10 protein-coding genes are annotated in these 14,061 nt (G+C 34.4%); 6 read left to right on the top strand and 4 right to left on the bottom strand.

Annotation, left to right across the window (positions count from 1 at the left end):
- Positions 1-305: 305 nt before the first annotated feature.
- The 3 genes from A37Q_RS0107625 to A37Q_RS0107615 all read left to right on the top strand — a co-directional run bounded on the left by A37Q_RS0107625 (position 306) and on the right by A37Q_RS0107615 (position 4,599).
- A complete protein-coding gene (locus A37Q_RS0107625; protein ID WP_018299689.1) occupies positions 306-2,213 on the top strand; it encodes a hypothetical protein in 1,908 nt (635 codons plus the stop codon).
- Positions 2,214-2,287: 74 nt separating this feature from the next.
- The gene (locus A37Q_RS0107620; protein WP_018299688.1) at positions 2,288-3,400 is read left to right on the top strand and encodes a hypothetical protein; all 1,113 of its coding nucleotides are present in this window, start codon (positions 2,288-2,290) and stop codon (positions 3,398-3,400) included.
- Positions 3,401-3,456: 56 nt separating this feature from the next.
- The gene (locus A37Q_RS0107615; RefSeq protein WP_018299687.1) at positions 3,457-4,599 is read left to right on the top strand and encodes a hypothetical protein; all 1,143 of its coding nucleotides are present in this window, start codon (positions 3,457-3,459) and stop codon (positions 4,597-4,599) included.
- A 118-nt stretch (positions 4,600-4,717) separates the two neighbouring features.
- Here the strand turns inward: A37Q_RS0107615 and A37Q_RS0107610 are convergent, their stop codons facing one another.
- The 4 genes from A37Q_RS0107610 to A37Q_RS0107595 all read right to left on the bottom strand — a co-directional run bounded on the left by A37Q_RS0107610 (position 4,718) and on the right by A37Q_RS0107595 (position 10,994).
- Positions 4,718-6,208 carry a hypothetical protein gene (locus A37Q_RS0107610; RefSeq protein WP_018299686.1) on the bottom strand — a complete coding sequence of 497 codons (1,491 nt, stop codon included), beginning with the start codon at positions 6,206-6,208 and terminating at the stop codon, positions 4,718-4,720.
- Between the two features lie 8 nt (positions 6,209-6,216).
- The gene (locus A37Q_RS0107605; RefSeq protein WP_018299685.1) at positions 6,217-8,547 is read right to left on the bottom strand and encodes a hypothetical protein; all 2,331 of its coding nucleotides are present in this window, start codon (positions 8,545-8,547) and stop codon (positions 6,217-6,219) included.
- Positions 8,548-8,713: 166 nt separating this feature from the next.
- On the bottom strand, positions 8,714-9,595 hold the full coding sequence (locus A37Q_RS0107600; protein WP_018299684.1) for a hypothetical protein: 882 nt from the start codon (positions 9,593-9,595) through the stop codon (positions 8,714-8,716).
- Between the two features lie 13 nt (positions 9,596-9,608).
- Positions 9,609-10,994, bottom strand: coding sequence for an MFS transporter (locus A37Q_RS0107595; protein WP_018299683.1), 1,386 nt, complete (start codon positions 10,992-10,994; stop codon positions 9,609-9,611).
- Positions 10,995-11,264: 270 nt separating this feature from the next.
- Between A37Q_RS0107595 and A37Q_RS0107590 the strand changes: the two genes are divergently transcribed.
- The 3 genes from A37Q_RS0107590 to A37Q_RS0107580 are packed head-to-tail and all read left to right on the top strand — an operon-like array spanning position 11,265 to position 14,044.
- The gene (locus A37Q_RS0107590; protein ID WP_205617787.1) at positions 11,265-12,107 is read left to right on the top strand and encodes a DotH/IcmK family type IV secretion protein; all 843 of its coding nucleotides are present in this window, start codon (positions 11,265-11,267) and stop codon (positions 12,105-12,107) included.
- On the top strand, positions 12,108-13,229 hold the full coding sequence (locus A37Q_RS15870) for a DotG/IcmE/VirB10 family type IV secretion system protein (RefSeq protein WP_018299681.1): 1,122 nt from the start codon (positions 12,108-12,110) through the stop codon (positions 13,227-13,229).
- Positions 13,230-13,243: 14 nt separating this feature from the next.
- Positions 13,244-14,044, top strand: a complete 801-nt coding sequence (locus A37Q_RS0107580) for a hypothetical protein (protein WP_018299680.1) — start codon at positions 13,244-13,246, stop codon at positions 14,042-14,044.
- Positions 14,045-14,061 lie beyond the last annotated feature (17 nt).

The following is a 14,061-nucleotide window of genomic DNA, read 5'->3' as shown; positions in this document are numbered from 1 at the left end:
CATGGTTGATACCATAAATCTTGCAATTTAGCTTGCGAAATTTCAAGTGCTAACACACTACTTATATAGCTTTAAGGAATTTTTCAGGGGCGACTAGCCTACGCTAGATTTACTCATACTGGCTAGTGAAGCCTTACAAGATCATCAATTTGACGATTCAATCCTAGAGAGATTGCTCTAGCTATCCAGAGTCTATACATTTATGACTATAAATATTTTAACACTCGCAAAATACCCCCTAAAAGCGTTTAAATTTAAGAGCTACTGTAATTTTATAATAAAGGAAAAGTGAACAGGATACCCCCATGTTAAATGATCAAGATAAAGAGCGTATTAGACTAGAAATACAAAAAGTTAAAAGAACAATCGCGACCAAAAAAAGTAATGAGCTTTACGAAAAATTAAAGAGCGATCATCCTAGCACTGCAAAAGAAGAATTAGATAAACTCCATCAAGATCACTTAAATAAAGCTGATTTTATAGAATCAGTTAATAGGGAGGTAGTTGAGCTCATTACAACAGCAAGCTTTCGCATAGGGTCACTACCAGCATGGAAAACATATGATAATCAAGCACACTTTAGTATTGCTCAACATGACCTTGCTGGCGCTAAAACTTTTATCAAAGAGACATTAGAAAATGAAAATATAATACCCAATCCTAACGACTTTTCATTTCCTGATCAAATCTATGCCATCTCTGCTATTGGCAAAAACGGCTATGATCTAGAGACTATAGATGAAAAAAACAAACAAAACTACGCCTTTTTACATACGCCTAATGGTGATCAAAATCTTGCTTATTGTATTCAAAAAGATTTATTGAATCATCTTGATGAAAATGCATATCACACACTTTTTCCAAATACTCAAAATAAGCAATTTCACTATACTCAATTAGATGAATTAATGAACATTACATTGTCAGAGCACCAACCTAGTCAAGAGCCAAGTATAAACCCTCAAGATAAGGGAGCAGCACCTAAATTGCCACTCTATAGTGCATCTTCTGCGCCAAGTAATGATAAAAAGCAAGACATAACCGTTAAGGCATCTCCTGAAATTAGCTATCAAGACATAAATGGAAAAGCGCTTAAGTGTAACTTTACAGATAACGAACCAGATAACAAATTAAAATTTCATGCTTATAAGAAGGAAAATGGTCAATATGAGATCATTCCAGTTGATAAGTCGGATCGAGAAAGAAAAAGCGATGGAGATAATGATGCTTATAATAAGCTACTCGCAAAAGAAAATAGCACGGAAGGCTATTTAGATATCACACCATTGATGTCAATCCCAAAATTCAGAAACTTTTTTTTAACCGCCACTCCTAATGGTCATGCCTTAACACAAGAAATCAATTTAGAGGAGACTATTGAGAGATACAACAGCGAAAACCCAGATAATAAAATTCACAAGCCAACTGATAGACAGTATGTCAACCCATACCTTCGTAAAGATGGCAATGAGCTTACAGTGAATCGAACTTACCCTAAAGATAAACAAGGCTTCGAGGAGTTTCTTTCCAGCTTTAGCAAAAACCTTAAGATAAAGAATATTTCCTACGCAAGCTCCCTTAGCTCATTTACCCATAATAATGCTACTTACCATGTTCATAGAACAAAAGAAGGCACATGCCAGTTTCAAAGTAACTCAGCTGACCCAAAAGCCTTTGCAGATTTTATGCTGGAGGTCAAAAAAACTCAGCAAAACAATTATAAGAGAGATATAAGAGAAAGACTAACCCGTCTAACTGACAAGCAAAAAGATCAACTTGATAAATGCCCAACAGAAGAGACAAAATGGGAAACGTTTAGACAAATCGCTAAAGAAGATAATACTAATTCTCCATCACCTCAACCAACAAAGGTTAAACTTAGATTAGCCTATCTCAATACCAAAGAAGAATATAAAGAAATCTTTGATAAATTCAATAAAGCAGGAATCAGGGTCGAGTTTGACGATAGCTCTATTAAACAGCACTTTAGAAATGAGTATCAATCTGATTACTTTCTTGTAGGAAAGAGTAAAGAAGCACAAACTGCTAAGATGCGTGAGAAAGAGTACCGTGACTATATTGACCAATGCATAAAAAATCAAAAGCCTTTGGATAATACACTAACAGAGGCAATGCAAGATCCTAATATTTTCCAAAAACAACAAAATGTTATTCAAGTTCAAAATAGTCAGTCACAGAACGCAACAGTTTGACTAACGTTAGGTCTTATATATCACTTATACGCTAGTTTTTCTATTTTATCACAAACCAATAAACGGAGGAAAGTATGCCTAAATTATTCTTATTTGATATTGATGAAACACTTTTGGTAATTGATCAACGAGTCGATAGTCTACACAAAAAAGTCTCCTTAGATAAAGCGCTTAGCAATCCCTATGGAGAAGATTTTGGCAATTGCTATGTATTAAATAAAGCCAAAACTCAAGAAATACTGCATTCACTATATAAAAGCAACTGTAAAATCGGCTTCATTACGAATGGTGATATCACTCGTGAAGAAATTGATACATTTATAACAGAAAATTATGGTATTACGCTAGAGGATGATTTTATTCATTACAATCAACAAGCGGATAAATCCAAAACGATGGATCAAATTTGTATGGAATTTTCCTATAATAAAGAAAATTTGATACTCATTGATAATAATCAAAAGAACATACAATGTGCACTCAGTAAGGGCTATAACACACTTTATGTTGACACAAATAAAAATGATAATGGAAGCAACCTTTATTTAAATACATTGAGAGAGCTTGTTGCTAAAGCGTTAGATATACAACTAAAAGAAGAGATTGACCCTTTTCTTAGCCTGCAGAAAAAAAGCATAACCACATCTATTTACCTAGAAGATGAATTTTTACTCTTTGATAATGATGTAAAAGAAATTGATCCAGAAATTAAAACAAATAGCGATATTAGTGAAGATAATTATCAACATGATAATAGCGTTGAGTCAGCAAGCATTCACACAACAGAGTCTGTCTATTTTAAAAACACCAATATTTTATTCAAAGGTCCACTACCTAATTTAGGAGAAAAAAGTGGACTCGATGAGTTAATGGCTACAAGCGCAAAAGAGTGTGTTTTTTACTTTTATCAAAGCAATAAAACACAACAAGGCATCGAGAGAAGGCTTAAAAAACTAGGCATACCTTATAATCCCGCTGATATTAAAATAATCGACACTGAAAAAGAATATAACAAGCTTAAAGCGCTACCTCACTACGAGGCTAATATTAGTGGATTAACAGATTCGAAAGCTGATATTATGTCTAGCTCATCATCATGCATCAGTTTAACGATAAATAATGCTTTCAAGGATGAGCTTAATAAGCAACAGCCTTCTTTAGAAGCAAACTCTACGCTTAGCAAATAAAACTTCATAAGCAACTTTTAATGAAACTATAATTTTATAAAACAACAGGTGAATATATGGCAAATTTTTTGGTTTACGGTGAAGATGATAAAAAAGTATCTAATCAATCAGATACTGTTAATGGCAAAGATTATGCAACACTCGAGTGTATTGAACTACGACTAGATGATATGGAAACAATCGACTCAGTAATAAGTACAGTTGATAAAAGATATGTTCATAAGGGGCATAACAATAACCGTATTGTTTACATTCAGTCAGCAGACGTTATTAAAGACTGTCTAGCAGCATCCGAACAAGTAGCAAATAATTATACATATAATGATATAAAAAGGATAGAACGCCTCGCTGAATATCATAATATTTGGTACAACATTACAGAAAGCAATAAAAACAAAATAATCAGCGATTACTGTAATAAGTATAGTAAGGATAAAAAAACTGTAAAAAACATCACAAAAAGAGAGATCACGAGCAATCTAGAATATACTGGAGAGTATTCAAAAGATTTTATACAATTAAAAAAAATTATAGATTTTGCCGCAGTAAAACATCCCAAGATTATCCGTGAAGCTAGAGGTTCTGAGAAGAATTTGATTCCTGAGAATCACCCTATATATATGTCTAAAACATATAAGTCTAACACCCTTTTTGGTAAGTCAGATAACTCAATGTTAGATATTGTAAATCAAGAGGGATATGATCAACCTGACTCAAACACCTTAAAACTTAGAGCGGGCATGATATTATGTGGTCATGGAACAGATATCCCTGATACGCAAGATAGCATCTACCGCTACCATGCAGCTTATGTAGTTGCTACTTTTCAAGATGGTTCATTTGCTACTATTGAAACTTGCGCAACAGATGATGAAAATGAGAGAACTGAAGAATCTGCCGATTTACATTTATATAAAGATATGAGTAATTTCTTTGATCGAGCAACAGAGTTAATTAAGGATTTCAAACCTAAAGTAATTTTATTAGAGCCAGTTACAGATAGAAACAAAGAGAATATAGTTCAAACTAACCTAGAAAACAATATGGGCTCTATGACAATATCCGAGGTACAGAAAACTGATATGACTACATTTAAATATGATTACTCTGATAGCTCCTCTGAAATGTCATCGGACAGCATATTCTCCCATTACTCTGCAAGTAATACAGTCAACAACAATTCAATGGAGTTTTCATAATAAGGTAGTAGTCATTTAACTATTTTCATTCAACAGTAGAATTGAAAACAATCAAGTTAAAATTAAACTGACACAGTTAAATGAACACTACCGAAGTGCCCAAAATACTAAAGGCAGCTCAACTTGGGTGGTTATTACTCTGATGTGAGTTTAACTCTACCGATGCATTCAAAAATTGTAAGTTTTGACTCTCTGACAAAAACTCTGTGCTCATAACACTATTAAAATCCTGTTGGCTTATTATGCCTGAGTTTGAGCTCAATTGATCTAGTAGTCTTTCTTGAATCATAGACATATGGGCAAATTGATTTAATAATTGATCAATATTTTGCTCTGTGATTAGCGAAGCATCATTGAGTATATCAGTTACCCTTTCAAAGTCATTTAGCTTTTGTGGATAGTTTTGTAACCGAGAAAGCCGTTCAGGATTAGGCATTACTTTTGGTTGATAGTCATTGTCACTACTCAGTCCACGCATAAAAGAAAAATAAGCCTCACCAGCCAAATTTGCTATGCATCGAAGAAAAATAGCTGCTTCTCCAGGATGTGAAATCATAAAATTCCGATTTGTCTGTGTATTATATTGATCAATCATAGTAGTTAGTTCTCCAAGCCCAGTTGCTAATGACAACCGATTTTCAGCACTACACTCTAATATAAACCTGTTATAAATTTGATGTGTTGGGTTACAATCATGTAACCTTCTAATTGCTTTTCCCAAGTTACTACAATTATTAGGGTTTGAAAGTATATAGTCCACTACTTCATTGGTTACAAGATTATCATTAGGGCTAAGCTCGTGATTATATGCACTTACTAAATTGATAAAAGTGTCCCTTACCTCATTGTTGTTTTCTATAAGCATTTCTATATCTAAACGACTTTGAAAATCAAAACCTACAGTATCATCCATCCTCTCCATAATGCGCGCCTTAATAGGGTCTTCAACTTCAAAAGACACATTATGCACCCCTTCGTTTTGTATGCCCAACTCCCCAAGCATCTCATTTGCTATTTCATTTAAATCGAGATCAACCTCATCGATGTTTGAATAGTCGTCATCTAGTACTGGATTCATATCATTAACGGCAAATTGTAAATTTTGATAACCAATTGCTTGATTAAAGCTTTGAGTTTGCAGCGCATCTACATCTAAGTTTGCAGCCTGCAATTCATTTAAAGTCATCCTCCCCTCTCTAAGTAATAACGTATTATTGTCAGAGATAAATAAAGTGTTTTGTAGCTGTCCACCTGTTTGATATAAATTCACTGGAATCACTTTATATTGTGTCTGACCGGTCATCGGGCATTTAGAGGCACCATTAAGCTCATATTGAGACAGTGCTCTGACCGTAAATTCTCTACCAGTTGGATTCTCTGTGGTTTTAACGCCTTCTGTCTCAACAAGGTACAGTTCTGTTAAAAAATCTATTTTTTCTTTCAAGTCAAAATTTTTCAACTCCTCTTCTGCTTGTTTTTTCCCTACATCAGATGTTTGATCAATAATCGCCTGGACTAATTTAGATCTCTCATTCTCATACCACCCATCTAAATTTTCAGAGGTCACAATGGTTTCATGGCTTAGAGTGAATGGATTGTAATATTTCATTTTTTCTCCTACCTTGTATTTTCATTGATTTCATCTTTTTTGACTTCGTTCTTTTTACTTGCTACAGATTCAATTTGAAAAATATTCGTGTTCTTGTCTCCTGAAGCGCCAATTTTCAATGACTGTTCAGAAAAGTTTAGCTGTGCTCGCAATTGTTCAGGTGTGATATTGATCCAGCTTTTATCAATACCTAAATAATCTTTTAACTTATCACCATCAAGACCTGTATTTAGCTTCTGACAAAGCCTATCAGCAAAATAGCTCTCAACACGCCCTGTTTTTTTGCATAAGCCAAATAAACATTTTTTAAATTCAGCTTTATCCATGGGTTTAAAGTCATTGATGTCGTTTCTAAAGCCAGTAGATGTAGTAGCTTTACCACCTTTAAATTTGTAATTCTGAATGATTTCCTTAAAAAGCTGCTGCCCTTCCCAGTTTTCTATCTTCTCCCCAATTGTTTTAACCGATTTATTTTTTGAGTTACCATATACTTCTTTTTTCGCAGCATCTAGCGCCTTGATATAACTCTCATCTTTATTTAAAAGCTGAATATATGCACCTTTATTTAATAGATCCTCAAAGTAGCTCTTTGCATTATCACCAGATACAGAATCGGGTAGCTTCAATGTGACATGCCCTTGCTGAAGCATTTTTTTCATGATTGCATTAAGATCATTATCAGAGAGATCTTTTAATTCCGCTAGGGATTGATTTTGGTTTAATATCGAAGGTGACAGTGGTTGGAATAGTTTAAACGCTTGATCTTTAAAATCATTAAACACGACATTGCTTGAGAGTGTTGTCACAGATTTGCCACCTTCAACCACCTCTTGCTTTAACTGATACTCGCCTTTACTGTCTTTATGATCTATTTCAAATGTAGCCTTATAACCACTGACTGATTTATCAGAGTTTTCCGTTATCTTTTCATATTTTACTATGCCAACCTGACCAAAAATTCCTTCAATAAGGGTATTCATACCAGACTCTGATTCAACTGTGGGGATTTGATAAGAATTAATAGCGCTTAGTACTTTATAATCGTCAGATTTTTCATAGTTACTAAGCACGTTCTCAATCTTTTTATATTGACCTTCATCGCTACATTGTTCATATAGACTCTTAAGACTTTCATAACTTGCTACAAGCATTTTACTTACATCTGATTTTTCAGACTCAAGCTTATTATTTAGAATCGTGGCAACTACATCAGCATGAGTAAGTTCCTCTGTATCTTTAGAAACTGGAAAATATTCTTTTAGATTACTATATACTGAAGCTTCGTCCTCATTATTATCATCATTAGGTTTTTGATTTTCAGTTTTATTTACCTTAATAGAGAAATCGTCACCCTTATTATTTTTATAGTCTTGATAATGATTAATAACATGTGTTCCACAAGAATAACCATCCTGTTGAAGACCTGTATGATTAAGTGTGAGCTCAGGGAGTTTCTGTAAATTTAGGCTGTTTTGAAGCGCTAAAGCAATTTTATTGTTGTTATATTTGTCAAAGTTATTATTGGGAGCCAGAGAATCATAAACAGTATATTTATTCTCACCCTCTTCTTTAACAGCACATATCCAATGAGATCGCCCAAGGTTAATAATAATAAAATCGTTATCCTTATTTCCCTCTTTTATAACAGATTCACCGTCCTCCCAAGATAGTATTGGGGGACATTTACCTTCTCCAAAAAAATCCTTAAAGTCTAGATCAGTTAGCCAGTGTTCAGATAAAGTAGCTCCCTTTGTAAAAGCAGCATATACGTCTGTAATTTGATTTTTATACTGATTAGTAGAGTGATACTTCCGACAGAATGCTTGATACTCTTGAATAAATTCTTGGACATCTCCCTCACCCTCATCACCAAAGAAAGTTGATGTAAGTTTATTGGCTAAATCTGCACTTAGCTTTTCCCCCTCAGCATTCTCTAAAGCAAAACTTAAATTGACGAAAATCTCACCTAATGTCAAATTAGCTTCGACTAATTGCACTATAGCTGTTTTTTGCGCTTCATTCAGATCTTTATTTTCATCTTTATCTCGATAAACTTTAAGATCATTAGAATATTCCTCAGCGATAAGATTTTGTTTTCTGTGCAGGCTCATAACACTATTCTTAAAATCATCACTTAGACTGTCAGAATTAACATTTTTTAGATTCTGAGCTAAAAAGGACACCAAATGATAATCACTCACGCTCTCAAGATTTTTATTGATGGTAGTAGCCCCTGACACATCATCCGTAATTGCATCACCCTTACCAATCAAAATAGTCTTAATTGCCTCATAATTACTAGACAAATTATCCCGAATTGCTTGATAGTTTCCAGTCATAATTACCCCTTAGCTATAATTTAGCTTCTAAACTTATGTCCTAGCGATCTTTCGTGCACTTTAAGTAGCCATAAGTTAGAAAGCATTGAAATAGTGCTAGTTTAAGGAAAAAATCTCTTTTGAGGGTCTTTGTAGCTGAATTTCGTCAAAATGATGTGTGCTATTCCTAAGGATCAGAAAGTGATACATTCTGAGAAAAACATTGGTATATATGATTTTTATAGTTATGCGCATTGGCTATTTTAATATATAAATCATAGCGATTTAGGCTATGTGTTTTAGCAACCATTGAGTTAATCAGCCCCTCTACCGTACGAGGAGAGCGGCCTATATACTCCGCAATTAATTTTGTTTCATAATGACGATCATAGATAGCAAGAAAGCATCTATTCTCGGCCACAGTAAAGTGCTTAAAAACGGTAAATTCCTCAGTATGCATCAAAAAATCATCAGTAATAACAGTGGGGACAGATGGTAATTGATAGCTAAAATATGATCGTTTATTATTGAAAGCTGCATCTCTGAGAAAGTGGGTGATTTTCTTATGCAAGAACTGCATTATATCCAAAGTGTTTCCTCCATGATATTTAACATACTCAGACTTTGGAACATCAATACAAAACCAGCTGATAGCGCCATCTTGATGATGCTTCAAATGCCATGGCAAGTTACTCCAGTCCTCTCTTAACAACATATGATCGACGCATTTTTTATTCGGAGTATATTCTCCAGAGAGAGAAGCATACACTGCATCTCTAAACCCAATATCAAACTGATAGGGCATATGTTTTAAATTTTCATACGATAGAAAAATATTATCAAAGTCTTCCCATGGAATTTCAAACAAACGCTCATGAAAAACAAAAGGTATTTCTAATATTCTATTATCTGGGTAGAGATGAAAGTAGATTAGATTATGAATAGATGAAGGGAGGTTAATATCCCTTACAAATTTTTTGAGAGTGCTCTGGAATAGTCTGTGTGATCGCATATAAATTTCATCAGAATTAGTTATGTGTTCATCCAGCAAAAGTGTATCATCATGCATATCATATTCACCTTTAAGCAAACCTAAATACTGTTTTTCTCTGCTTATAAAGAAAAAACAGCAACAGCAAAAGCACAAAGTACATCATTCCAGTAAGCAAAAAAGTCTTATAGTAAACAGGATTAGTGTTTAAAACATCAGTTTCTGTAGAGGCAGTTTTAAGCGCAATTTCCATAGAAACGAGTATCCCAATACCAGCAAAGTAATCCCAAGCACCAAATGCAAACACCTGATGAGATGCTGGAATTAAATGGCGAATAGATGCCAGCCCTGAAGGATAGACAAAGACTTCAGCGATACCTATGACGACAGGAAAAACAATAATCATCCAATAAGGGAGTTGATGAGAAAGACCGATCAATTTCATGCTAGCTGGAAGTAATAGAAGAGCCACAATGGATATTGCAAGGCCAAAGAATAATTTAAAGTCAGAAGACAACCTCGCAAGCTTTTTTCGAGTTAAAACCAAAATAGTCATCATTGAGCCTAGGAATAAGAAAATATCAGTATGTTCAGCTGATAGTTTACAACCAATAAAAGAGTGACACACATTCTCCTTAATAAAGAATAAAATACTCGTTTGACATAATGTGGCAAGAGAAAAATATAAAACAGAGATTATACAAAAAAATATAAACATCAAAATAGCTTCTCTTGTTTGAACGTGCTTCTTTGCAAGCATTAAAAAATAGCAAAATAATGCCACCCCACCTAAATAGATGCAGATTTTCATAAGAGAAATATATTTGAAAAACAACACAGAGAGAAAAATTAATGCTGTTAATATCAAGAAAGTTACTAGCAATTTTCGCTTGGTAAAAACCTGTGAACTATCGGTATAAAGCTGATGCACACAATAGAAAAAAGCCAATGCAACAAAACTTAAAATAGCGCTACTTATCAGCAAGAAATTATAGCCTAATGTTGGAATAATGGCTGCAAAAATCGTAATACTAACAAGACCAGATGCACTTGTGCAGAAATGTAGAACTGTAAAATAGCGCTGCATATTATGATCATCTTTTGAAAGAGATGAACTAAACAGACTAAATAGGCAAGGCGCAATAAATGACACGCCAACAGCCATAAAAGCCAAAGGTATTTTGAGCAAATAAGTAGGAGATACTATCAGCAACAAGCAACCGATAAGGTATAACTTAATCGCAATGATTAATAAGCATTTTGTTGAAATTAATCGACTGATAATCACTCCAGCGAGTGGCGCAAAACAGTAGCTCAAAGACATTAAGGCTGTGCCAAGTTGATAACTTTCTTTCTGAGACAAGCCTAAATCGGTTGTAAAATATAGTGTTATAAGACTAAAAACAGACAAAATCGCAAACAGCTGTAAGAAATTACAGATAAATGTGATCAACAATAAAGTTTGATTTCGGGTCATAATCTATACACAAAATATTTGTGCGCACATCATACTATCAAGTATTCTTTTTGGGCAACACATTTAAAGCGGCCTGCATGATTTTGCGTAGATTTACGCAAAAATAATTAATTAGCCCAATTAATTATGATACAAATGCACGACCGTGCAGTTTGTTAATATAAATATCGACTCCATGACGAACCTACATCCAAAATCACAACCATCGAAACTAATTCAGTTATTCTAGTTGCACGTTGATGAGATAACAAAGCATAGTAGTTAAATATAGTGAGTTTATATAAGTTATTGTGGCTAGTATCTTTCACAATCTGTAACTTTTTTTTCTCAATTATTCTCTACGGGAATGATTCTTATGACAATGAAGTATCAGGCATAGTGAATAATATGTTCCCACTGACGCCTAAGGCTATTCAACAAACAAAAGAAGTAATCAGCAGCAGACAAAAGGCTGCAAGCACCATTCCTTCAATGCAAAATGCGACCCCCTCATCGAGAATTGTTGTCATTAATACTAAAGCAGGATTTAAAACATCTCCACCAAATATACGCCTTGGCATAGGTGTTGTTAGCTCTGTCATTTTTACGGATGAAAAAGGTGATATATGGCCTATTGAAAGTTATGTTGTTGGCGATAGTCAAGACTTTACAATTAATTGGATGCAAAAAAGCGGCATCTTGATGATTCAGTCTAAAAAACCCTATAGCTCGAGTAATATCGCCGTCATGCTATCGAATAGAAAGACGCCTATTACTTTAATGCTACAATCAACCCAAAAAGCATGGGATTATGAGCTATATGTCCGTATTCCTAGTGACAAAAGCAACTCCCTAACACAAGAAAATCAAAAAACATATCTAGTTAATCTACTATCCGGGATAAAGCCAGAGGGTGCAAAAACGCTTCAAAGCTCTGATCCGCAAATAAAAGTATATAGCTATCAGGGGAAATATCTAATCTTAACTTCATCCACACTGATTTCTCCTACTTATAACAGCCATATAGAGGACAATTCATTTGGGAAAACCAATGTCTATGAAATCGCTCCTAGCCCCATTGTCATGGTCTCTAATGACACTGGAGTCCATAAAATTTATATTGAGGATAACTAGATGTTTATCTCATTTTTAAAAAATCACCCAAGAATACGCGTTTTAATTATATTCTTTGCAGTCATTACCCTGTCAATTATTGCCTTATTGTCGTGCTCCAAAAAAACAAAGACATATCTTGACTCCAATATTCCTAACAAAAAGATCGAGCCAACACAAAAAACTGCTATAACCAACCCTGAATATGACAAACTTCTATCTGCACAAAAAAAACAAGCGATAGAAAACAAAATAAACTCTCATGAAAGTTATATAGATGATGTGTTTGGAAATGCCTCTACCGATAAAGATCAAGCTAAATCTATGGCGCAAGCTGTTGACCCTGTTACTTTTTATAAAAAATATAATGATCCTGTAGAGACAAAATCCAATCATACAAAATCAACTAATGGCAAAGACTCATATAACTCCACTATGATACTTCAAGGAGCCGATCAAAAAGTAATTCAAAAGAATGTTGAAGTTTTAATAAAAAACTGGAATAAAGCACCCTCAATGCAGGCTAATTATAGTATGACTGAGGCAAGTAGCAGCCAGAGCAGTTCTTCTTACAGAAACACAAGCTTATTATTCAAGGCCGGAGATATCTTAGTTGCAACCATAGATACTGCTGTCAATAGTGACCAGCCAAACACACCTGTTATGGCAACTATTGCAACGGGGAGATTTAAAAATGCAAAATTACTTGGCAGTTTTACTAGAGTGGATGATAGGGTTATTATTCAGTTCAATACACTTTCTGCTAAAGATTTACTACAGAGTGTTTCTATTAATGCCTATGCCATTGATCAAAATACTGCCCAGACTGCATTAGCAACCAATGTAGATCATCATTATTTATTACGCTATGGCAGCCTTTTTGCTGCCTCTTTTTTGCAAGGGTTTGGAACCTATTTTGACCGTAAGCAACAAATTATTATCTTTGAGCGCAGTGACAGAGATGTAGATTTACAGAACTCAGCGAGTCTCTCAACTCGAAATGCCGCTTATGCTGGCTTGGGACAAATAGGCACTGCACTAAGTAATGCCATGGCAAAACAGTTCAATAGACCACCTACAGTTACCTTAGATCAAGGGACTGCTGTAGGAATATTAATCATGAGTGATGTTACAAGAAAGTGAATTAAGGGTAAGAAATGAATAAAGACGACTTTTTTGAGGCTATAGAGAAGGAAGAAGCCAAGCCTATTGATGGATCTAATCCTGAAAATGAGATAGAAGCACCGGAAAGCAAAATTGAAAGCAAGCCACGTTTTTTGAGTAAAGAAAATATTAAATTTGAAAAAATTTACATCGGCTATGCTATTGCTGTTTGTTTTTTGATAGGGGGCGCCTATATGTTACTCAGTTCACTTTTTTCGCCCAGTGATACTGAAACCACCAAACCCTCAACCAGCCAATTACATAGCAATAGCCCAAATAGCTCTTTTAAATCAATCTCAACACCTTTAAATCAAGACTCCTTACAGGCAAAAAACTACAATAAAGAACTAAAAAAATCACTGACTGAACTGCAGCTTCAATTAAATACACTAATGGCTATGCAAAAAGAATACATTTCTAGAACAGAGAAAAGCTTTATTGCGATTGCTACTGAAATTAAGACACTTTCTACTACTCAAAACAAACAAGCCGAATCGTTCCTTGAAGTTAATAATAAGCTCACTGACATTAAAAACTCAGATCAAACAAAAACACTTATTAAGTTAGCACAAGAGTTACAAAGGCAAATTCAATATATGAATAGTAAAGAGCTAAACCTCACTGATAAATTATATTTAACTGCAGTTGTTGATGGCATCGCATGGCTGAGTGATCAAAAAGGGAAGGTTCTTACTGTTAAAAAAGGCAGTATCATTGACGGATATGGCAAGGTTCTCAAGGTAGATGATCAGCATAATAAAGTCTATACCGAATCTGGGTTTGTCTTTAGTTAACCTATTTAACGCATAAA

The sequence above is a fragment of the Fangia hongkongensis FSC776 = DSM 21703 genome (assembly GCF_000379445.1).
GTDB classification, from domain to species: Bacteria; Pseudomonadota; Gammaproteobacteria; order Francisellales; family Francisellaceae; genus Fangia; species Fangia hongkongensis.
The sequence above is the reverse complement of the archived record's forward strand: the minus strand, read 5'-3'. Positions and strand labels throughout refer to the sequence as shown.